This is a genomic window from Agrobacterium sp. 6Ca8 (assembly GCF_055382765.1).
In genome coordinates this window covers 2,875,266-2,896,989 of sequence record NZ_AP026433.1, presented here as the reverse complement: position 1 = coordinate 2,896,989, position 21,724 = coordinate 2,875,266, and the positions used below count along the sequence as shown (strand labels likewise).

Below are 21,724 nucleotides of genomic sequence, written 5' to 3'. Positions count from 1 at the left end.
TCAAAAAGGGAGATCAGCCGGCCGTTTTAGCGAAACGGGCGAGAAGATCGTTGCCTTCCTTTTCGATGATGTCGAAGGCGTCCTTCGGCGTTACTTCGCCGGAGAAGATGCGGTTGTATTCGCGTTCCATGATGGAGCGGATCTGCGGGTAGAAACCGAGGCGGTAGCCCTTGGACCATTCGCCTGAAGGCAGCGACAGCTGCTGGATACCGACTTCGGCGGCAGGCTTTTCCTTGTAGAAGCCTTCAGCCTTGGCCTTTTCGTAAGCAGCCGTGGTGATAGCGACGTAACCGGTTGCCTTGTGGTAGAAGACCTGGATTTCCGGCGAAGTCAGGAACTGGAAGAAGTCAGCCACGCACTTGTTTTCGGCTTCAGACTTGCCCGACATTGCAAAAAGGGCAGCGCCGCCGATGAAGGAGTTGGTGCCAGCGCCCTTGATGGAGCCCCAGTAGGGAAGGAAGGTTGCCGAGAACGGCATGGACGCCGTCTTCTGCAGGCCACCGAACGAACCCGAGGAACCGATCCAGAGGGCAACCTTGCCTTCTTCGAAGGGCTTCTGGTTGTCGTTCCAGCCGGCGCCGTAGTAGGCGAACAGACCCTTGTCTTTCCAGTCCTTCAGCTTGTCGAACATCATGACAAGGTTCGGATCGGTGACCTTCAGCTTGGTGTCGGTGACGCTGTCGTAACCATTGTTGTTGGTTGCGAACTGGATGTTGTTGCGGGAGAAGAAGTTCTCCGTGAACTGCCAGGTGAGCTGCGACTGGACGAGCGGGATGTAACCGGCTTCCTTCAGCTTCGGTGCGACCTTTTCAAAATCTTCCCAGGTCTTCGGAGCTTCGACGCCAGCCTTCTTCAGGGCTTCGTCGTTGACATACATGATCGGCGCGGAAGTGTTGAAAGGCATGCCGACGAACTTGCCGTCAGCGGCAGCGTAGAAATAGCGGACGCCGTTGATGAAGGCTTCGCGGTCGAACTTGTAACCGGCCTTGTTGATGAGGTCTTCCGCAGGAATGACAGCGCCCTTGGCGTTGATGATGGTGGCAGCGCCAGCATCGAAAACCTGGAGAATGTTCGGCTGTTCGCCCGAACGGAAAGCAGCGATGCCGCTTGCAAGCGCTTCTTCGTATGAGCCCTTGGAAACCGGCGTCAGAGCGCATTCTTTCTGGGCTTCGTTGAATTTCTGCGAAACTTCGTTGATGACTTCGCCGTTACGGCCGCCCATGCCGTGCCACCAGGTGATGTTGGTCGCAGCCATGGAAGACGTTGCCGAAATGCTGACCGCCACTGCGGCCATGGAAATCTTCTTCAACATTACTAAATCCTCTCCACCATTTATTGGGATGAGGATGCGAATAGAGACGTTCCGTGACGCCTCTTTAACGGTTTTATGTCAGATTTATTACAGTCCCTGCGATAGGGACTCCATTCTTCCAGAAAAGGATGTCTCAAGCGTCCTTGCGCTTTATCGGGCGAGCCGGATTTCCGACCACCGTCGTCCCGGCCAAGACATCCCGCGTCACTACCGAACCGGCCCCAACAATCGCGCCATCGCCAATGGTGATGCCGGCCAGAAGGATCGCGCCGCCGCCGATCCAGACATCGCGACCGATCGTGACTGGCTTTGCGATTTCAATGCCTTGCGAACGCGGAGCCGGGTCCAGATGATGTTCGGCGCAATAGATCTGCACGGCCGGCCCCAACATCGCGCCATCGCCAATCCGCACGGGCGCAGAATCAAGAATGACGCAGCCGGTATTGAGATAGACGTTCGCACCCAACGTAATGTTGAAGCCGTAAGCGCAATGAAACGGTGCTTCGATAAAGGCTCCTTCCGCAACGGAGGCAAAGAGCGCCCGCAGCAAAGGCGACATGGCCTCACGCTCATCCGGCGGCGCGGTGTTGTGCTGGTGAACGGCACGGCGCGCGCGGGCGCGCAGCACGTCCAGTTCGGCATCCATGCAACAGTACCATTCGCCCGCAGCCATTTTTTCCCGCTCAGTGGACATTGCCTCCCCCCTCAAAAAGCGTCGATGAAATGCTGCGGCAGGCGTCGTGGCAGGACTGCGACGATATCGAAACGCAACGAAAACCGCGCGGCATCCTTGCGGCGGGAGAGCCAAATATCGGCAGCCGCCCGAATGCGCTGTTGCGAACGGAAGCCGACCGCATCGACAGCCCCTGCACCGGAAGGCCGCGCCTTGACCTCGACGATGGCGACGACATCCTTTTTGCGGGCAATGAGATCGATTTCCCCCAGCCGGGTTCGATAACGAATGGCGAGGATGCGGTATCCTCGAAACAGCAGATAGAGTGCTGCCCAGTATTCCGCAGCGTGGCCGCGTCGCTCGGCCTTTCGTCTTTTGTTCGTTTGCCCGTCAGCGGCCATCCGCATCCTTCATATCCAGCAGCCGTTGATAAAGCTCCTTGCGCGGCAGGCCCGTCAGCTTTGCCGCCTCTGCTGCGGCCCTTGCGGCAGGCATGGTTGTGACAAGATCCTTCAGAAGTCTCTCGACATCCTCAATATCGGGAATTTCGTCATAGGAGGGCGGCTCTATCAGGAGCACGATCTCGCCCTTCACCACACGGTCCTCGTCGTAATATTCCGCAAGCTCGCCCAGCGTGCCACGCCGGAACTCCTCGAAAGTCTTGGTCAGCTCGCGGCACACCACGGCGCGGCGATCGCGGCCAAGGACTTCCGATGCCACCTTTACGGAGGTGCCAATGCGGCGTGGCGATTCAAAAAACATGAGGGTGGCCGGAATTTTCGCAAGTTCGGCAAATCGGTCGCGCTTGCCGCGATCCTTTACGGGCAGAAAGCCCGCGAACAGAAAGGCGTCACTCGGCATGCCAGAACCGACAAGGGCAGCAAGCGGCGCAGATGCTCCCGGCACCGGCACGACGCGATGACCGGCCTCCAGCGCGAGCTGACCAAGGCGATAACCGGGATCGGAGACGAGTGGCGTTCCGGCATCCGACACCAGCGCCACGGATTTTCCGGCCTCCAAAGCGGCGATGAGTTTTGGTCCCGCTTCCTGCGCATTGTGCTCGTGATAGGAGAGCGGACGTGTGCGGATACCGTAACGCTCAAGCAAAATGCGGGTGACGCGGGTATCCTCGCAGGCAAGGACGTCAGCCGAAGCCAGCGTTTCCAGCGCCCGGATGGTGATGTCGCCGAGATTGCCGATGGGGGTGGCCACGAGATAGAGCGCCGGCTCCAACGGCCGCGCCGGAATAGTGGCCGTGCCGATCCTGAAGCTCTTGGTCGCCTGTCCGGCGTCGCTGTTCGATATTTCTTCCGTCACACGGCTTCCAATCATTCTGGCCGATCATTCCCGGCCGGTCGCTCCAGTTTTACCCCTTTATGGGCAATAGAAAACCGGCGAACAAGGTCCACGGGCGGTCACAGGCTGTGGATCATGCTGTATAGCAGCAAAATGACCGGCGGCAGATGCACTCGGCTCTTGCATTTTCTGCAATAACTCTGCCATTTTGCCCGTCCACATTATCCGGCGTTCCGGCCGGTCAAGACTCTTCTTACCGATCCGGCGGTGGCCGGGTCGCAACGGTTGAAAGCGGTAGCGTCCATGCGTATTACTCTTGAGCGGTCGAACCTTCTTAAATCGCTGAACCACGTCCACAGGGTCGTCGAGCGTCGTAACACGATCCCGATCCTGTCCAACGTTCTGCTGCGCGCATCCGGCGCCAATCTGGATATGAAGGCGACCGACCTCGACCTCGAAATCACCGAAGCGACGCCGGCCATGGTGGAGCAGGCGGGCGCGACCACCGTGCCGGCGCATCTGCTTTATGAAATCGTGCGCAAGCTGCCGGATGGTTCCGAAGTGCTTCTGGCCACCAATCCGGATGGCTCCACAATGACGGTTGCTTCCGGCCGTTCGAAATTCTCGCTGCAATGCCTTCCAGAAACCGATTTCCCGGATCTGACCGCCGGTACCTTCAGCCACACCTTCAAACTGAAGGCGACCGACCTGAAGATGCTGATCGACCGGACGCAATTTGCGATTTCGACCGAAGAGACACGCTATTATCTGAACGGCATCTTCTTCCACACCATCGAAAGCAACGGCGACCTCAAGCTGCGCGCAGTCGCGACGGACGGTCACCGCCTTGCGCGCGCCGATGTGGATGCGCCTTCCGGCTCCGAAGGCATGCCGGGCATCATCATTCCGCGCAAGACCGTCGGCGAATTGCAGAAGCTGATGGACAATCCCGAACTTGATGTCACTGTTGAGGTATCAGACGCGAAAATCCGCCTGACCATCGGCTCGGTCGTTTTGACCTCGAAGCTGATCGACGGCACCTTCCCGGATTACCAGCGCGTCATCCCCACCGGCAACGACAAGGAAATGCGCGTCGATTGCCAGACCTTCGCCCGTGCGGTCGATCGCGTGTCGACCATCTCTTCCGAGCGTGGCCGCGCCGTGAAGCTGGCGTTGACCAACGGCCAGCTGACGCTGACCGTCAACAATCCGGATTCCGGCAGTGCGACGGAAGAAGTGGCTGTCGGTTACGACAATGATTCGATGGAAATCGGCTTCAATGCCAAATATCTCCTCGACATCACCTCGCAGCTTTCCGGTGAAGACGCGATTTTCCTTCTGGCGGATGCGGGCTCGCCAACGCTCGTTCGCGACACCGCCGGCGACGATGCGCTTTATGTTCTGATGCCGATGCGCGTTTAAAGTGGACTTTTTTTCTTCAAATCAATCAAAAAACGCCGGTGGATCGCTCCACCGGCGTTTTTTGATTCGGCGCAGAAAGATTTCTAACGCTAAACGAATTTTTCCAATTACGACATTTTGCCTTGTTTTAGCGCCAAATGAGATAAACAGTGCGTAACATTTTTTTGACAATGACCAAAATACATCCGAGGGGAATTATGGCACTCAACCTGAAGCAACGCTTTGAAAGAAAATTTGAGGAAGAAATCCGCTTTTTCAAAGGCATGGTCAGCCAGCCGAAAAAGGTCGGAGCCATCGTCCCGACATCCTCCATCACGGCAAGAAAAATGGCGAGTGTCATCGACCCGCATTCCGACCTGCCAGTTCTGGAACTCGGCCCCGGTACCGGTGTCATCACCAAGGCCATTCTGGCACGCGGCATCAAGCCGGAGCGCCTGACGGCCATCGAATATTCGACCGATTTCTACAATCAGCTTCTCAGAAGCTATCCAGGCGTCAACTTCATCAATGGCGATGCCTTCGATCTGAATGCGACACTTGGCGAGCACCAGGGCCAGATGTTCGACAGCGTCATTTCCGCCGTACCGATGCTGAATTTTCCGATGGCCGCCCGCATCAAGCTTCTCGACGAATTGCTGAAACGCGTGCCGCATGGTCGCCCCGTCATACAGATATCCTACGGTCCGATTTCCCCGATCGTTGCGCAGCCGCATCTCTACCACATCCGCCATTTCGATTTCATCGTGCGCAACATTCCTCCGGCGCAATTGTGGACCTATACCCGGGCCTGATCACACGGCAGAGTGGGCAAGGGCCGTCATTTCCCGGTCGTGACAGATGGTTAGGGTCCTGATTTGCCCTTCCATCGCCATTGAGGACCGTTCCCATGCATGCCCTTTACATTACCCATCCCCAGGTCCGGATCGATCCGGCGGTTCCGGTTCCGGAATGGGGACTTTCGGACTTGGGTGCACAGCGGGCGTTTGAGGCAAGCCGCCTGCCATGGGCACGCGCATTGCGCCGGATCGTGTCGAGCGCGGAAACCAAAGCCATCGAAACCGCCCGAATCCTTGCTGAAACATCCGGCGCGGATATTGAGATCATCGAGGCGATGCATGAGAACGACCGGTCGGCAACAGGCTTCCTGACGCCGCCGGAATTTGAAAAGGCCGCCGACTGGTTTTTTGCCCATCCGCGAGAAAGCTTTCACGGCTGGGAACGGGCAATCGATGCGCAGGCGCGAATTGTTGACGCCGTCAGGGCCGTTCTAGACCGGCACGACCCGCAACAGCCGATTGCCTTTGTCGGCCATGGCGGCGTCGGCACGCTTTTGAAATGCCATATCGAAGGCGTCGGCATCAGTCGCAGCAAGGACCAGCCACCCGGCGGCGGCAATCTTTTCCGGTTCCCGATCGCCGAATTTTCACTTGCAGCTCAGCGCCCCACATGCGACTGGACGGCAATGGAAACATGGCAGGGATAAGACAATGACCGCGCGCGAAAAACTGATCGTCGGGCTCGATGTTCCGACTGTGCAACAAGCTGAAGACATCGTGTCGAAGATTGGCGATGAGGTTCTGTTCTACAAGATCGGCTATCAGCTGGTTTTTGCCGGTGGTCTCGAATTCGCCCGCGACCTTGCCCAGAGCGGCAAGAAAGTCTTTCTCGACATGAAACTGCTCGACATCGACAACACCGTCGCCTCCGGTGTCGAAAACATCGCCCGCATGGGCATGTCGATGCTGACCCTGCATGCCTACCCGAAAGCCATGCGCGCCGCAGTCAAGGCAGCCGAAGGCTCCGGCCTCTGCCTGCTTGGTGTCACCGTGCTAACCTCGATGGATGATGCCGATCTTGCGGAAGCCGGCTATGCATCGGATGCCCGTTCGCTGGTGCTGCGCCGTGCGGAACAGGCGCGCGAGGCGGGCATGGGCGGCATCGTCTGTTCGGCAGAGGAATCGACGGCGGTGCGTGAAATCTTGGGCCCCGACCTTGCCGTCGTCACCCCTGGTATTCGCCCGGCCGGTGCCGAGGCGGGAGACCAGAAGCGCGTGATGACGCCTTTTGACGCCATCAAAGCCGGTTCGAGCCATCTGGTTGTCGGCCGCCCCATCGTCAGAGCAGAAGAGCCGAAAGCAGCAGCCCGCGCCATTCTTGACGACATGCTGCGCGCCAGCTTTCCGGCAAATCAATAAGGACCAGGAGGAGACGAAATGGCAAAGGGCTACTGGATCGCGCGCGTCGATGTACGCGACAACGAACGCTACAAGGACTACGTGTCGACTGCGAAGCCCGCTTTCGAGCGGTTCGGCGCCAACTTTCTCGCCCGCGGCGGTGCGTTGACCGAACTTGAGGGCAAGGCACGCGCACGCAACGTCATCATCGAATTCCCCTCGGTGCAGCACGCGATCGATTGCTACAACTCGCCCGAATACCAGGCGGCGGCCAAAATCCGTCAGGAAGTCGCCGACGCGGAGATGATGATCGTCGAAGGAATTTGACGGTCGTCAACCGCATTTCCAAAACTAGTCCCGGGCCTTGTGACAACGTCTCTTCACGCGCGCACGGCTTTGGGCTAAGAGACTGAAAAACGCTTTATCGACAGCTTCTGAGGAGCCTCCCATGACCTTGGCCAACCTTCCACCCCTCGTCACCGTTTTCGGCGGTTCGGGTTTCGTCGGGCGGCATGTCGTGCGGATGCTCGCCAAGCGCGGTTATCGCATCCGCGTGGCCGTGCGCCGTCCCGATCTTGCTGGTTTCCTGCAGCCGCTCGGCAATGTCGGCCAGATCTCGTTTGCCCAGGCGAACCTGCGGTATCGCGACTCCATCGTCAAAGCCATCGAAGACGCCGACCACGTGGTCAATTGCGTTGGCATTCTGGCCGAAAGCGGCCGCAACACCTTTGACGCCGTGCAGGAGTTCGGCGCGAAAGCCATTGCCGAGGCAGCCCGCAACGCCGGTGCAACGCTGACGCACATCTCCGCCATCGGTGCCGATGCCAATTCGTCGACCGGCTACGGCCGCACAAAGGGCCGCGCCGAGGCAGCAATCCATTCCGTTCTGCCCGGCGCCGTGATCCTGCGCCCTTCGATCATCTTTGGACCGGAAGACGACTTCTTCAATAAATTCGCCAAGATGGCCCGCAGCCTGCCGTTCCTGCCGCTGATCGGCGGCGGAAAAACCAAGTTTCAGCCGGTCTATGTCGAAGACGTAGCGGAAGCCGTTGCCCGCAGCGTGGATGGCAAGCTGAAGCCCGGCGCCATCTATGAACTGGGTGGCCAGGACGTCATGACGTTCCGCGACTGTCTTGAGGCGGTTCTTGCCGCAACCTACCGTCAGCGTCCTTTCGTCAACCTGCCTTTTGGCGTCGCCTCAATGATCGGCAAAATCGCTTCGCTGGTGCCGCTGATTACGCCGCCGCTGACTGTCGATCAGGTGACCATGCTGAAAAAGGATAATGTCGTTTCCGCTGACGCGGAAAAGAACGGCCTGACCCTGGAAGGCATCGGCATTACGCCCGTTCGCGTTGCTTCCGTCCTGCCGTCCTACATGGTGCACTATCGCCCGCACGGACAGTTCTCGAACGCCGGAAAAGCAGCATAAGCCTACCGTCGCGCATTAACGATCTGAACGAAAGCGGGAACCATTCCCGCTTTTTGTTTTTGCGCAATTCAATCGCAACCAAACCGCTATTGGCGCATTTCCCCCTCAACTGCAGGGGAGGTGCACCATCGACTGAAGCTGTTTTGAACAGCCGGGTAAAAGTTAACGGCAAAGTGGCCTCCACAGCCAAGCGTGGCACAAGCGCAACTGTGGAAAAGACTTCGCATTAACCCGGTATTCAGCAAGCCGCTTTATTGATAATGGCCACATTCCTAACATATCCAGAACCCTCACTTCACACACGGCGGCGTAATCCGCGCGAACGAACGTCTGAAAGGCAATAATAAAATGGGCAGATCTATCGCACTCTTTTTTGCGTGTGCGGCTTTGGTGGTTCTGGCGGGTTCTTTCATGGCGCCGGGCACGGTTGCAGCGGGCAAGAGCGGTTGCGCTCCCGCCTACGGTGTCGACCCTTGCGCAACGGCTTCGATCAGCACGAACTGATCAGCTTTCACAAGTCTCAAATAAAAAGCGCCTCCGGATTCTCCGGGGCGCTTTTTATTTTGTCCGTGCATTGGAAACGAACGGCTATTGTAAAGCTCGGCTCAACGGTAGAGCAGAAGTGCCACCAGACCCAGCGAGCCGACGACGATGCGCCACCAGGCAAAGGGTGCAAAACCGCGTCGCGAGACGAAGTCTAGCAGCGAGCGTACGACGAACAGGCCGGAGACGAAAGCGGCGATGAAGCCTACGGCAATCAGCGCACTGTCATCGAAGCTCAGGGCATCTCGGTTCTTGTAGAGATCGAGCACAAACGCGCCGAGCATGGTCGGCATCGCCAGGAAAAACGAGAATTCGGCAGCGGAGCGCTTGTCCGTGCCCATCAACAGCGCGCCGACAATGGTGGCGCCGGACCGGGAGGTGCCCGGAACCATCGCAAGGCACTGGAACAGACCGATCTTGAAGGCAAGCGACGGCGGATAATCCATGATGTCGGTATATCTGGGCTTCAGCGGCATCCGGTCGACGGCCAGCAATATGACGCCGCCGATAACCAGCACGATACAGATGAGGACAGGTGTTTCGAACAGCACCGTCTTGATGAAGTCATGCGCCAGAGCGCCGATCACCGCCGCTGGCAGGAAGGCGACAGCGACGGCCAGCACGAAGCGGCGCGCCTTGGCACTTGTTGGCATCGCCATGGCGATCGACACAAGCTTCTGAAAATAAACAAGAAGGATAGCAACGATCGCGCCGAGCTGAATGAGAACGGCAAAGGTGTTGCCCGGCGATTTGAAGCCGAGAAAATGCCCGGCCAGCAGCACATGCGCCGTTGAGGAAACGGGAATGAACTCCGTAAGACCCTCGATAATGCCCAGCAAAAGCGCGCTGATGATCGATTGGTCACCCATGAGGTATCCTTTTTTCAGGGGGAAGCGGGAATGGAAAGCAATTGCGTTAAACTTGTTTTAAAGTAGCCAAGCTCTTATAGCGTCTTGATGAAGCGAAACTGAAAAAGTTTTCCGTCAATTGTCGATCATGACAACCAATCGTAAAAATTGAGTACCGATGCCAACTCTCTATCACTCTCCCATGTCGACCGCATCGCGGTTCGTTCGTCTGATCCTTTCGGAATACGGGTTCCAGACCGATCTCGTGGAGGAGCAGCCGTGGGAAAGAAGGCGGGAGTTTCTGGCCCTGAATCCGGCGGGCACCCTGCCGGTCTATCTCGATGACAATATGCGCTCTCTCAGCGGTCCCTACGTGCTCGCCGAGTTTCTCGACGAAACGCACGGGGTTTTGAAGCGTGACCGGCGATTGCTGGCGGAAGACCCGTTTCAGCGGGCGGAAATCCGCCGCTTGACCGAGTGGTTCCTGCAGAAGATGGAAAACGATGTGACCCGACCGCTGGTGCGGGAGCGGGTTTATAAATTGCAGATGACGGCGGCGCAGGGTGGTGGCCCCCCGGATTCCAAGCTTCTGCGCACCGCGCGTAACAATGTTCGTCAGCACATCAAATATCTGGAATGGCTGGCGGGTTCGCGGACGTGGCTCGCCGGCGACCGATTGAGTTATGCCGATCTGGCCGCGGCTGCTTCTGTTTCGGTGCTGGATTATCTCGGCGAAATCAACTGGCTTGAAGCGCCCATTGCCAAGGAGTGGTATCAGCGGCTGAAATCGCGCCCGTCCTTCCGGCCGTTCCTCAGCGAGCGCATTCCGCGCCTTGCCCCCTCCTCCCACTACGCCGATCTGGATTTCTAAGTTTCGGCCTCCCGGTTATTTGCTGCGGCGTGTAGCTACGCATATATATGTCGCAGAGTAACCCGCAGGAGAAACGACCATCGACGTTGCCAGCGACAAGCAGCGGATACGCGCTCGCAAACTGACGGACTTCGTTCGTCAGGAGGCGCTTTCGCTCGGCTTCGATCTCTGTCGTATCACCGCGCCGGACAGCATTCCGCTGGCACCAGGACGGCTGAGGCAGTTTCTGGATAAGGGCTATCATGGCACGATGGCGTGGATGGAGGAGACCGAGGCCCGTCGCGCCGAGCCGAAAACGCTGTGGGGCGACGTGCGCTCCATTGTCATGTTCGGGCTGAATTACGGGCCTGAAGAAGATCCTCGCGGCGTTCTGTCCAAAGCCGACAAGGCAGCCATTTCGGTCTATGCCCGCAACCGCGACTATCACGACGTCATAAAAGGGCGACTGAAAGAAATCGCCACCCGTTTTGCCGCGCGCGCCGGCGAGGACGTGAAGGTCTTCGTTGACACTGCGCCGGTGATGGAAAAACCGCTTGCCGCAGCCGCGGGGCTCGGCTGGCAGGGCAAACACACCAATCTGGTCAGCCGCACCCATGGTTCCTGGCTGTTTCTCGGCAGCATGTTCACCACCGCCGAGCTTTTTCTTGATGAGGCCGAGAAGGACCATTGCGGCTCCTGTCGCGCCTGTCTCGATGCCTGTCCGACGGCCGCCTTCCCCGCCCCCTACCAGCTGGACGCCCGCCGCTGCATCTCCTACCTCACCATTGAGCACAAAGGCGTCATCCCGCACGAGTTCCGGCCGATGATAGGCAACCGCATCTATGGCTGCGACGATTGCCTTGCCGCCTGTCCCTGGAACAAATTCGCGGCCAGCGCCTCCGAGATGAAGCTGCAGGCGCGCGAGGATTTGAAGGAACCTTCCATCGCCTTCCTGCTGACGCTGGATGACGCTGCCTTCCGCAGCTTCTTCAGCGGCTCACCGGTCAAGCGCATCGGGCGTAACCGCTTCATCCGCAACGTTCTGATAGCTGCTGGAAACTCGCGCGACCGGCAATTCGTGCAGCAATGCAAGTCTCTCGCCGAAAAAGACCCGGCACCGGAGGTGCGCGGCATGGCCGCATGGGCTTTGTCGCAGCTTATGGACAGCGAGGAATTCCGTGCATACTCTGCCGGCCGCGCCCCGGAGCCTGATCCGGAGGCTGAAATGGAATGGCAACTGGCAGAGGCGTGACCCATGCATGTGATGATTTTCGGCGCAGGATATTCGGGCAAGGCCATCGCAAACGCGCTGAAAACCGAAGCTGCAACGATATCGGGCACCACGCGCAGCACGGACAAGTTCGCAAGCCTTGCTGCAACTGGCATGACACCCTTCCTGTTCGACGGTGCCCATCTTAATGACGATCTCATCGCCACAATGGCCAATGTCACCCATCTCGTGCAGTCCATCGCGCCGGGGAAGGATGGAGATCCACTGCTTGCGCTTTTGGGCGACGACCTGAAACGGCTTCTGCCCAAGCTTGAATGGATCGCTTATCTTTCCACCGTTGGCGTCTATGGCGACCATGACGGCGCATGGGTGGATGAGGAAACCCCGTGCCGCCCGGTGTCCGCCCGGTCAGTGGAACGCGTTGCTGCCGAAACCGCCTGGGCTGCGGCTGCTGAAAAAGCGGGGGTGCCGCTTGCCATCTTGCGCCTTTCGGGAATTTACGGCCCCGGACGCAATAGTTTCATGAATTTCGAAAAGGGAACGGCGCGCAGGCTGGTAAAGAAAGACCAGGTGTTCAACCGCATCCGGGTTGAGGATATTGGTGCGGCCCACGCCTTTCTGGCGCGGAGAAATGAACGCGGCGTCTTCAACGTGACGGATGATGAACCCGCCCCGCCGCAGGATGTGGTGAGCTTCGCCGCCACGTTGATGGGCGTCGAGCCGCCTCCCGAACAGGCATTCGAGACCGCCGATCTGACGCCGATGGCACGCTCCTTCTACGGCGAGAACAAGCGCGTTTCCAACGCCAGGATACGTGGCCTCGGTTTCGATTTCAGCTTCCCGGAGTACACAATCTCCCTGACACAATTGTGGGAAAGCGGCCTCTGGCGGGGCTAAAAATCCCCCATTTAAAAGCGATGAAAAATCCTTCCAAACCCGTTTTTGAGGATGGTTTTGGTGGTTTTTCAGTCAATTAAGCTTTTATTAACCATGCAAAAATCGCTAAAATCATAGCCATTAGAAAAATATTTCACTCACATTTCGTGAACTGGATTCACGAAGGCGTGACTTGTAACAGCATTTCCATTGAGCATTGATTCTGCGTCATTTTTTCCACTTTTCAACAATAAGGCACCGACGACACCTTTCCGGCTAACGATCACGAATGTTACGACCTGTAACACTTCGTGATTTGAGATCAGCTTTTTTTCGCCATTTTTCCCTCGCCCTACAATCTCGCATTCAAACGCGTTCAGGCCAGACAATGGCCGTTTAGCAAGGGCACAATCAATCGGCGCGGGGCCGATTTTCAGGGAAGCACAGTTTGTTGAATATCCGTCGTATAACTTTCACCGTCGCAACTATAGCCGCCTGTTCCATCATTGCGCCTCTTCAGGCGAATGCGGCAAATGGTTGTGGAGGGGCATCGTGGTATGCGTTGAGCTCCAAGACTGCTTCGGGCGAGCGTATGAACGCCGCCAACATGACCGCCGCTCACCGCTCGCTGCGGTTCGGCACCAAGGTCAAGGTTACCAATGCCCGTAACGGCAAGGCCGTTGTGGTACGCATCAATGACCGCGGTCCGTTCATCAAGGGTCGCGTTCTCGATCTTTCCAAGGCCGCTGCCAAAAACATCGGCATGATCAGTTCCGGCACCGCCAAGGTCTGCTACGAGGTCGTCAGCGCCGATTGAGCCTTGCCCTTGCCGCCATTCGCGTCTACCAACCGGGCTAATCAGCAAAATGAGGTAGACAATGCGTTTGGGCGGGCGTTTGGCCGGAGCAATCGAAGTTTTGGCGGATATTGAGGGACGCAGGCGTCCCGTTGCCGATGCTCTGAAGGACTGGGGACTTGCCCATCGTTTCGCAGGTTCGGGTGACAGGGCCGCGATCGGCAACATCGTCTATGACGCGTTGCGCATGAAACTGTCACACGCCTGGCTGATGGATGACGACAGCGCCGCCTCGCTTGGTTATGCAGTTCTGCTGCGCCAATGGGGCAAGAGCTTTTCGGAACTTGCGGCGGAATTCGACGGCGACAAATTTGCCCCTGCCGCGCCTGATGAAGAAAAGCAGAAGGCCTTTCTCTCCCGTTCTCTCGCCGATGCACCAGCCCATATTCAGGGCGACATTCCCGAATGGGTTCAAGCATCCTTCGAGACGGCGTTCGGAGAGGGCTGGCTTGCCGAGGCACAGGCGCTGAACCAGCGCCCGACACTTGATCTGCGGGCCAACACGCTGAAGGCCACTCGCGACAAGGTGCTGAAGGCGCTGGAAGAGAGCGGTGCGGAAGCAACGCATATCGCCCGTCAGGGTGTCCGCATCCCCGCCGGCGAAGGCCCTTCCCGCCTGCCGAATGTGACCGCAGAACTGTCCTTCCAGAAAGGCTGGTTCGAAGTTCAGGACGAGGGATCACAGATCGTTGCCGATCTTGCCGGCGCGCATGAAGGCGAACAGATACTCGATTATTGCGCCGGTGGCGGCGGCAAGACGCTGGCCATGGCCGCCAGCATGAACAACAAGGGTCAGGTTCACGCCTTCGACGCGGATCGCAAGCGGCTCGCGCCGATTATCGAGCGGCTGAAACGAGCCGGCACGCGCAATGTACAGGTTCATGACCGCGCAGCCGGACTTGTCCCGTTTCATGAAAAATTCGATCGCGTTCTGGTGGACGCCCCCTGCACTGGCACCGGAACATGGCGCCGGCGGCCCGACACCAAATGGCGGCTGACGACACGCAATCTGGAAGAACGGGTACAGCAGCAGGGCGAGGCCCTTTCGCAGGCCAAGGGTTTTGTACGCCCCGGCGGCGAGCTGCTTTATGTCACTTGCTCGGTTCTGCCCGAGGAAAACGAGCAGCAGGTCACGCGCTTCTGCGAAGAAAATCCGCAATTCTATATCGGTTCGGCACTGGATCGCTGGCAGACGACTTTTGGCGGCAATGCAAACAAACCGCATTCCTCTGACGGCAAGACAGTGACGCTGACGCCTGCAACTACAGATACGGATGGTTTCTTCTTCTGCGTAATGAAACGCAAAGCGTGAAACAGGTTTTGCACGCGCTGATTTTACTTCGAAAAATACCGAGTAGCTTGTTTCAAAGCATTCTAAACTAGAATATTTGACACAAGTTTGCGATTGGGTCAGAACTCGCTTGCCGCAGCGTGAGGTTATTTCACGCCTGCCCAAGGAGAGGGATCATGATCCGCAAAACCATTCTCAGCGCGTCTTTCGCGCTTCTGGCCGCATCCGCGACCTTCACCGCGCTTCCCGCCAGCGCTGCGACCGACGCCGCCGCTGTCGTCAAGCATTACGCCGACGTCGCGCATGCGAAATACGAGGATTCGCTGACCACGGCGAAGGCGCTGGACAAGGCAATCGATGCGCTGATCGCAACACCGAGCGAAGGAACGCTGAAAGCTGCACGTGAAGCGTGGATCAAGGCGCGCGTTCCCTACCAGCAATCGGAAGTCTACCGGTTCGGCAACCCTGTGGTCGACGCCTGGGAAGGCAAGGTAAACGCCTGGCCGCTGGATGAAGGCCTGATCGACTATGTCGACGGTTCCTACGGCACCGAGAGCGACGAGAACGAGCTTTACGTCGCAAACATCATCGCCAATCCGAAGATCAAGATCAGTGGCGAAGATGTCGATACCTCGAAGATCGCCCCCGAACTGATCGAAAGCCTGCACGAGGCGGGCGATGTCGAAGCCAATGTGACGACCGGTTACCACGCCATCGAATTCCTGCTCTGGGGCCAGGACCTGAACGGCACCGGACCGGGTGCGGGCAACCGCCCCTATACCGACTACGACAAGAAGAATTGCACGAACGGCAATTGCGACCGCCGCGGCGATTACCTGAAGTCCGCCTCCACCCTGCTGATCAAGGATCTTCAGGAAATGGTGGACGCCTGGGCGCCGGAAGGCGAAGCCACCAAGACAGTGGAAGCCGACCCGAAAGCCGGCCTGACCGCCATTCTCACCGGCATGGGCTCTCTTTCCTATGGCGAGCTGGCAGGGGAGCGCATGAAGCTCGGCCTTCTGCTGCACGATCCGGAGGAGGAGCATGATTGCTTCTCAGACAATACCTATAATTCGCATCTTAACGACGCCATCGGCATCGCATCTGCCTATACCGGCGAATATACCCGTGTGGATGGAACGAAGATGACCGGCGCCTCGCTGTCGGAGCTGGTCGGCGCCAAGGACAAGGCGCTGAACGACGAGATGACGGCGAAGCTGAACAAGACGCTCGACGCCATGCATGCCATGGAAAAGCGTGCCCAGACGGTCGAGGCCTACGACCAGATGATCGGCGAAGGCAACAAGGAAGGCAACGCCGTGGTTCAGGCTGCCATCGACGGCCTTCTCGACCAGACGAAAACCGTCGAACGCGTGATTGCGGCACTCGATCTCGGCAAGATCGAACTTGAGGGTTCCGCCAGCCTCGATAATCCGAACGCCGTCTTCAAATAAGAGCCAATGCGGGCCGCAGATCGCTGCGGCCCGCCATTCCCATGCTTTCCATGAAGTCATCGCTGCCGCGGATCCGCAAGCCGTTCTACTTCGCCGGGGCAGCCTGCCTTGTGGCATCGATGGTGCTTGCCGCGCCGCTTCGTGACGATCTGACGGAAAAAGACCAAAGCCGCGTTCAGGTTGTCACCGCGCCGACGATGGATTTTACCATGCCGGAGCCCTTCGAGGCCATGTCCGGCGGGGCAACGACCAGCACCCATAAAGCCGATAGCGGCGCGTTTTCGCATCCATCCGCAACAATGCCGTTTGAGCGAAAACAGGATTTCAAGCTCGGCAATGCGCTGTTCCAGAAGCTCTGGGTGTCTTCCCCCTCCTCCACGCAAGCCTCAGACGGGTTGGGGCCGCTCTATAACGCCCGATCCTGCCAGGCCTGCCATGTGAAGGACGGCAGAGGCCGACCGCCACTTGTCGGCGAAGATGCCGTCTCCCTGTTTTTGCGGCTGGCCCGGCCTGCCCGCAACGAGGCGGAACGGGCAGCGATTGCGCGCCACGAGGTGTTGAATTTTCCCGACGAGACCTATGGCCGGCAGCTTCAGAACGTTGCCATTCCCGGCCTCGCCGCAGAGGGCAAACCTGTCGTCACCTATATCGAAAAGCCCGTGCGGCTGGCCGACGGCGAGGTGGTGATGCTGCGCAAGCCAGACTATGCCGTGGCAGGCCTGCACTATGGCCCCCTGGGCGTCGATACGACTTTGTCGGCGCGGATTGCAATGCCAACCCTTGGGCTTGGGCTGATCGAGGCCATTGCCGATGCCGATATTCTGGCCGGCGCCGATCCGGATGACAAAAATGGCGACGGCATTTCCGGGCGCCCTGCTTTTGTACGGGATCACCGGACCGGCGAAGTGAAGCTCGGCCGATTTGGCTGGAAAGCCCAGAACGCCAGCGTCCGCGACCAGAGCGCCAGCGCCTTCTCCCACGATATCGGCATTTCCACGCCGGATACACCGAACGCCTATGGCGATTGCACCGACGTTCAGAAAGACTGTCTTGCCATGCCGACCGGCGTGCAGCCACGGCTTGGGCCAGTGGAAGCGCCGGACCCCATCCTCGATCTCGTGACCTTTTACACCGAAAACCTTGCAGTGCCGCAGCGCCGCGATGTGGGTGATCCCACCGTGTTGCGGGGAAAGCAGCTTTTTTACGCATCTGGCTGCACATCCTGCCATACACCGAAATTCGTCACCCGCCGTGACGCTGCCGACCCCATGCAGTCTTTCCAGCTGATCTGGCCCCATTCGGATTTTCTGCTGCACGACATGGGAGAGGAGCTTGCCGATGGCCAGCAGGTGGGCGAAGCAAACGGGCAGGAATGGCGAACCCAGCCGCTCTGGGGTATCGGTCTGACGCAAAGCGTGAATGGCAACGGCTTTTACCTGCATGACGGGCGGGCGCGCAGCCTGACAGAAGCGATATTATGGCACGGCGGCGAAGCGCAAAAAGCGCGCGATGCCTTTGCCGCCTTGCAAAAATCCGACCGGCAGGCTTTGCTGGCTTTTCTGGAGTCCCTTTGATGAAAAATGCCATGCGAAAAATACCCGGTCTCATCTCCGTGCTGCTGCTTTTGGGCATGCGGCCCGCAATGGCGCAGGATGTGGAGCTGATGCCGCCGCCACCACTCGACCCCGTACAGGTCCGGGGCGTGATGGAAAAAGCGGTGAACGGTTTCATCCGTCCCGGCTATGAGCACTTCCGGCAATCAGCAGAGAAGCTGGAAGGCAGCATGAAGGCGTTCTGCGCCGCCCCTTCCAAGACGACGGATGAGGCGGCCAAAGCGGCCTTTGCCGATACGGTCTCCAGTTGGTCAACCATCGAGATCGTTCGGGTCGGTCCGGTGATCGAGCACAACCGCTTCGAACGTGTGCTCTATTACCCAGACAAGAAGGGTCTTGGCCTGAAACAGGTACAGCGTTACCTTGCGGAAAAGGACGAAAGCGTCACCAGCGCCGAGAGCCTGAAGGGCAAGAGTGTCGCAGCGCAGGGCCTCGGCGCGCTGGAATTCGTGCTCTATGGCACCGACGCGGGTGACCTGTTCGACAAGAAGGGCGATTTCCGTTGCCGCTATGGCGCGGCGATTGCCGGCAACGTTGCCAATGTGGCGGCGGAGCTTTCCGACAGCTGGAACGCACCTGACGGCGCGCAGAAAAACTGGACGCAGCCCGGCGCGGATAATCCCGTCTTTCGCGATGAGCGTGAGGCGCTGGTTGCGCTGCTTGGCATTCTCGTACACGGCGCCGAAGCAATCCGCGACCAGCGCATAGAGACGTTCTACAAGGGGCCGGACAAGGCGAAGTTTCCCCGCACGGCGATCTACTGGCGGTCCGGCCTGACGTGGAAAAGCATTGCCGCAAACATCAAGGCCGTTCAGACCCTCCTGCACACGGCCGATATGGTAGAACTCGTGCCACCCGACCAGCGCTCCATCGTCAACTCCATCGATTTCATCGCCAAATCGATGATCCGCATTGCCGGAACGATTGATACCAACGTGGAAAAGGCGCTTGATGACGACCAGCAACGCGCCAAGGTGGATTACCTGCTGCTGAACGGCAAAGACCTGATCTACCGCCTCAACGACCAGTATGGCGGCGCAATCGGTCTCAGCTCCGGCTTTTCCTTCGCCGACGGAGACTGAGGCGGTGACATCAGGCAAAAAGCCGACGCTCATAGACCGGCGCAGCTTCATCAAGGCGGCGGGCATTCCGTTCCTTGCGACGCTCGCTCCCGGCTCGCTGCATGCGCTTGAACGCGCCGACGCTGTCTTCGCTTCCGCTTTTCGCGCCCATGACGGTTCCTACGGCATTGCGACTGTGAGCGAACGCGGCGAGATCATCGACCGTGTTGCGCTCCCAGCCCGCGCCCATGGAATGGCAACGAGCCATGCGACCGGCATGACAGTGGCCTTTGCGCGCCGGCCCGGCACCTTCTTCATGGCCTTTGACCCCGCGCGACGCCGCGAACCTGTCGTGATGCACACGCCGGAAAACCGCCACTTCTACGGCCACGGACAATTTTCTCCCGACGGTGCGATCCTCTACGCCAGCGAAAACGACTTCGATGGCAATCGCGGTGTTATCGGGCTTTACGATGCCCGCAACGGATTTGCCCGCATCGGTGAATACGACGCCCACGGCATTGGCACCCATGACATGACCGTGAGCGACGATGGCAGGCTGATCGTGATCGCCAATGGCGGCATCGAGACCCACCCGGATTTCGGCCGAACCAAACTCAATGTCGACAGCATGCAGCCGTCGCTCGTGCTTCTGGACGCCGCCAGCGGCCAGTTGATCCAGAAACATACGATGCCAGACCAATTGCGACAGCTTTCCACCCGCCATGTCGATCTCGGCGATGACGGGCGTGTCTGGTTCGCCTGCCAATATGAGGGACCACGCAACGATCTTCCGCCGCTTGTTGGCCATTTCTCGAAGGGCGAGGACCTTGCCTTCGTCGATCTACCAGAGCAAACGACGGTGCGCCTTGCCAATTATGTCGGTGCCATCGCGGTCAACCGGCGCGATGGCCTGGTGGGCCTGAACTCACCCAATGGCAACGCGGCCGTGACGCTGGATGCGAAAACCGGGCGTGTTGTATCCGAGACGACCGTGCGGGAGGCTGCGGGCGTTGCCCCCGCCATAAAGGGCATTGCGGTTTCTTCCTATGACGGATTTTTCGAGGCTATTCGCAGCGACGTGGCGTGGGACCAGCATATCGTGCGTATTTCAAGCTAAAATACTGAAAATGCACCGGAACAAAAAAGACCAAAAAGCATTTGAGGCGTCATGAAAAACCTGTCCGTGTATATCATTTTCGTGGTTGTGGTTGTTGCGCTGGGTGCGCTCATCGGCATCAACAACGTGCCGGGCGAATGGTACCAGTCGCTTCAGAAGCCGCCCTTCAACCCGCCCAACTGGATATTCGGCCCCGTTTGGACGACGCTCTACGTGATGATCGGCATTGCAGGCGCGCGAACATGGATCGTGAGACCGGCGGGCACGCGCATGCGTCTCTGGTTCACGCAGCTGGTGCTGAATTTCCTGTGGTCGCCCATCTTTTTCGGCATGCAAAGCCCGACAGGCGCGCTCGTCATCATCGTGCCTATGCTGATCTGCATTCTGGCTTTCATTGCGCTCACCTATAGTCGCGACCGCATCTCCATGTGGCTTTTCGTGCCCTACGCCCTTTGGGTCGCCTTTGCCACGCTGCTGAATGCCAGCATCGCCGTGCTGAACTAATTGCTCCTGCGGCACTTGCCTTGCCTGCCGCCACACGCCATGTCAGTTTGCGGTGAGGACAAAAGCAGGCAGGTAAGCCAATGGAGATCACGGATCCCGGCGATTTTCGTCAGCGGATAGAAACAAGCTTTGCGCGGCAGGGTGTGGTGCAGGCAATCGGTGCGCAGATAAGCCGCATCGAACACCGTCTGGTGGAAATCGAGCTGCCGTTTCATGAAAAGCTGACACAGCAGCACGGCATATTGCATGCCGGTGTCATTGCCGCCGGCCTGGATACCGCGTGCACCTATGCCGCCTATACGATCATCGAGCCGGAAGCCTCGCTGCTGACAATCGAGTTCAAGGTCAACCTCATGTCGCCCGGGCGCGGCGAGCGGTTCCTGTTTCGTGGCGAAATCATCAAGCCGGGCAACAACCTGATCGTTGCCGATGGCCGCGCTTACGCCCTTTCCGACGGGCCGGCGAAGCTCATCGCCTCCATGACAGGCACGATGATGGTGGTAAAGGGCCGCGAGGATATTACCGGATGAGCTACCGGCTTTTGCATGTTGCAGACAAATCCATACTTTTCGTCATGGCGGCTTCCGCCGAATACGGCCCCCACCTGCAGGCGCGCATCGCGCCCTTGATGACCGGCGTCGGCCCGGTCGAGGCAGCGATTTCGGTCACGGCAATTCTTGCCGGTCTCGATGCGGCGGACCATCTGCCTGACCTTGTCGTTTCGCTCGGCTCCGCCGGCTCGCGGACGCTCGACCAGACTGGCATCTATCAGGCGATTTCTGTTGCCTATCGCGACATGGATGCCTCAGCCTTCGGTTTTGAAAAGGGTCGCACGCCGTTTCTCGATCTGCCGGCCGAGGTGGCCTTGCCCCTGCGCATACCCGATATTGCCGAGGCGCGGCTTTCCACGGGCGCCAACGTCGTCTCTGGTGCCGCCTATGGGTCGATCGATGCCGATATGGTGGAAATGGAAACCTATGCCGTGCTACGGGCCTGCCAGCGCTTCGGCGTGCCGCTCATCGGCCTGCGCGGTATTTCCGATGGCAGGGAAGATGTGAACCATGTGGACGACTGGACGGAATACCTGCATATCATCGATGAAAAGCTCGCAGACGCCGTCGACAGGCTTTGCCGCGCTATCGAAGACGGTGCGATCACCCTTTGAACCTCG

At 58.7% G+C, this 21,724-nt stretch carries 23 protein-coding genes; 18 read left to right on the top strand and 5 right to left on the bottom strand.

Annotated features, from left to right (window positions below; translation table 11 throughout):
* Positions 1-13: 13 nt before the first annotated feature.
* The 4 genes from ACZ5A6_RS14100 to rsmI form a co-directional block, all read right to left on the bottom strand.
* Positions 14-1,312, bottom strand: a complete 1,299-nt coding sequence (locus ACZ5A6_RS14100) for an extracellular solute-binding protein (protein WP_003514712.1) — start codon at positions 1,310-1,312, stop codon at positions 14-16.
* A gap of 133 nt (positions 1,313-1,445) precedes the next feature.
* Positions 1,446-2,006, bottom strand: a complete 561-nt coding sequence (locus tag ACZ5A6_RS14095) for a sugar O-acetyltransferase (protein WP_174060675.1) — start codon at positions 2,004-2,006, stop codon at positions 1,446-1,448.
* Between the two features lie 11 nt (positions 2,007-2,017).
* Positions 2,018-2,386, bottom strand: coding sequence for a YraN family protein (locus ACZ5A6_RS14090; protein WP_003514708.1), 369 nt, complete (start codon positions 2,384-2,386; stop codon positions 2,018-2,020).
* Entirely contained in the window at positions 2,376-3,317 is a 942-nt protein-coding gene (gene rsmI, locus ACZ5A6_RS14085) for a 16S rRNA (cytidine(1402)-2'-O)-methyltransferase (RefSeq protein WP_003514706.1), read from the bottom strand. The genes ACZ5A6_RS14090 and rsmI overlap by 11 nt, the downstream gene beginning before the upstream one ends.
* Positions 3,318-3,584: 267 nt before the next feature.
* Here rsmI and dnaN point away from each other — a divergent pair, with 267 nt between their 5' ends.
* From dnaN to ACZ5A6_RS14055, 6 genes are all read left to right on the top strand, one after another.
* A complete protein-coding gene (dnaN, locus tag ACZ5A6_RS14080) occupies positions 3,585-4,703 on the top strand; it encodes a DNA polymerase III subunit beta (protein WP_003514704.1) in 1,119 nt (372 codons plus the stop codon).
* A 197-nt stretch (positions 4,704-4,900) separates the two neighbouring features.
* A complete protein-coding gene (gene pmtA, locus ACZ5A6_RS14075) occupies positions 4,901-5,494 on the top strand; it encodes a phospholipid N-methyltransferase PmtA (protein WP_003514702.1) in 594 nt (197 codons plus the stop codon).
* A 95-nt stretch (positions 5,495-5,589) separates the two neighbouring features.
* Positions 5,590-6,186: a histidine phosphatase family protein gene (locus ACZ5A6_RS14070; RefSeq protein ID WP_174060674.1), complete on the top strand. Its 597-nt coding sequence runs from the start codon at positions 5,590-5,592 to the stop codon at positions 6,184-6,186.
* A gap of 4 nt (positions 6,187-6,190) precedes the next feature.
* On the top strand, positions 6,191-6,898 hold the full coding sequence (pyrF, locus tag ACZ5A6_RS14065; RefSeq protein WP_174060673.1) for an orotidine-5'-phosphate decarboxylase: 708 nt from the start codon (positions 6,191-6,193) through the stop codon (positions 6,896-6,898).
* Between the two features lie 18 nt (positions 6,899-6,916).
* Positions 6,917-7,204, top strand: coding sequence for a DUF1330 domain-containing protein (locus ACZ5A6_RS14060; protein ID WP_003514697.1), 288 nt, complete (start codon positions 6,917-6,919; stop codon positions 7,202-7,204).
* Between the two features lie 121 nt (positions 7,205-7,325).
* On the top strand, positions 7,326-8,306 hold the full coding sequence (locus tag ACZ5A6_RS14055) for a complex I NDUFA9 subunit family protein (protein ID WP_003514695.1): 981 nt from the start codon (positions 7,326-7,328) through the stop codon (positions 8,304-8,306).
* A 605-nt stretch (positions 8,307-8,911) separates the two neighbouring features.
* On the opposite strand, the gene ACZ5A6_RS14050 is transcribed toward ACZ5A6_RS14055, so the two are convergent.
* Positions 8,912-9,718: an undecaprenyl-diphosphate phosphatase gene (locus ACZ5A6_RS14050; RefSeq protein ID WP_174060672.1), complete on the bottom strand. Its 807-nt coding sequence runs from the start codon at positions 9,716-9,718 to the stop codon at positions 8,912-8,914.
* Positions 9,719-9,875: 157 nt separating this feature from the next.
* Here ACZ5A6_RS14050 and ACZ5A6_RS14045 point away from each other — a divergent pair, with 157 nt between their 5' ends.
* From ACZ5A6_RS14045 to ACZ5A6_RS13990, 12 genes are all read left to right on the top strand, one after another.
* A complete protein-coding gene (locus tag ACZ5A6_RS14045; RefSeq protein ID WP_003514689.1) occupies positions 9,876-10,568 on the top strand; it encodes a glutathione S-transferase family protein in 693 nt (230 codons plus the stop codon).
* 79 nt (positions 10,569-10,647) lie between these two features.
* Complete coding sequence (gene queG / locus ACZ5A6_RS14040; RefSeq protein ID WP_113291260.1) at positions 10,648-11,799, top strand: tRNA epoxyqueuosine(34) reductase QueG; 1,152 nt, start codon at positions 10,648-10,650, stop codon at positions 11,797-11,799.
* A 3-nt stretch (positions 11,800-11,802) separates the two neighbouring features.
* The gene (locus ACZ5A6_RS14035; protein WP_174060671.1) at positions 11,803-12,675 is read left to right on the top strand and encodes an SDR family oxidoreductase; all 873 of its coding nucleotides are present in this window, start codon (positions 11,803-11,805) and stop codon (positions 12,673-12,675) included.
* A gap of 427 nt (positions 12,676-13,102) precedes the next feature.
* Entirely contained in the window at positions 13,103-13,471 is a 369-nt protein-coding gene (locus tag ACZ5A6_RS14030) for a septal ring lytic transglycosylase RlpA family protein (protein WP_013635343.1), read from the top strand.
* Between the two features lie 61 nt (positions 13,472-13,532).
* Positions 13,533-14,822 carry an RsmB/NOP family class I SAM-dependent RNA methyltransferase gene (locus ACZ5A6_RS14025; protein ID WP_013635342.1) on the top strand — a complete coding sequence of 430 codons (1,290 nt, stop codon included), beginning with the start codon at positions 13,533-13,535 and terminating at the stop codon, positions 14,820-14,822.
* 155 nt (positions 14,823-14,977) lie between these two features.
* A complete protein-coding gene (locus ACZ5A6_RS14020) occupies positions 14,978-16,255 on the top strand; it encodes an imelysin family protein (RefSeq protein WP_113291262.1) in 1,278 nt (425 codons plus the stop codon).
* 41 nt (positions 16,256-16,296) lie between these two features.
* A complete protein-coding gene (locus ACZ5A6_RS14015; protein ID WP_174060670.1) occupies positions 16,297-17,829 on the top strand; it encodes a di-heme oxidoreductase family protein in 1,533 nt (510 codons plus the stop codon).
* The gene (locus tag ACZ5A6_RS14010) at positions 17,829-18,950 is read left to right on the top strand and encodes an imelysin family protein (RefSeq protein ID WP_111790114.1); all 1,122 of its coding nucleotides are present in this window, start codon (positions 17,829-17,831) and stop codon (positions 18,948-18,950) included. The genes ACZ5A6_RS14015 and ACZ5A6_RS14010 overlap by 1 nt, the downstream gene beginning before the upstream one ends.
* Before the next feature lie 4 nt (positions 18,951-18,954).
* Positions 18,955-20,049, top strand: a complete 1,095-nt coding sequence (locus ACZ5A6_RS14005; protein WP_174060669.1) for a DUF1513 domain-containing protein — start codon at positions 18,955-18,957, stop codon at positions 20,047-20,049.
* Positions 20,050-20,100: 51 nt separating this feature from the next.
* Positions 20,101-20,553 carry a TspO/MBR family protein gene (locus ACZ5A6_RS14000; RefSeq protein WP_003514671.1) on the top strand — a complete coding sequence of 151 codons (453 nt, stop codon included), beginning with the start codon at positions 20,101-20,103 and terminating at the stop codon, positions 20,551-20,553.
* An 80-nt stretch (positions 20,554-20,633) separates the two neighbouring features.
* Positions 20,634-21,083, top strand: coding sequence for a PaaI family thioesterase (locus ACZ5A6_RS13995; protein WP_174060668.1), 450 nt, complete (start codon positions 20,634-20,636; stop codon positions 21,081-21,083).
* Positions 21,080-21,718 carry a 5'-methylthioadenosine/S-adenosylhomocysteine nucleosidase gene (locus ACZ5A6_RS13990; RefSeq protein WP_013635336.1) on the top strand — a complete coding sequence of 213 codons (639 nt, stop codon included), beginning with the start codon at positions 21,080-21,082 and terminating at the stop codon, positions 21,716-21,718. Before ACZ5A6_RS13995 ends, ACZ5A6_RS13990 begins: the two co-directional genes overlap by 4 nt.
* Positions 21,719-21,724 lie beyond the last annotated feature (6 nt).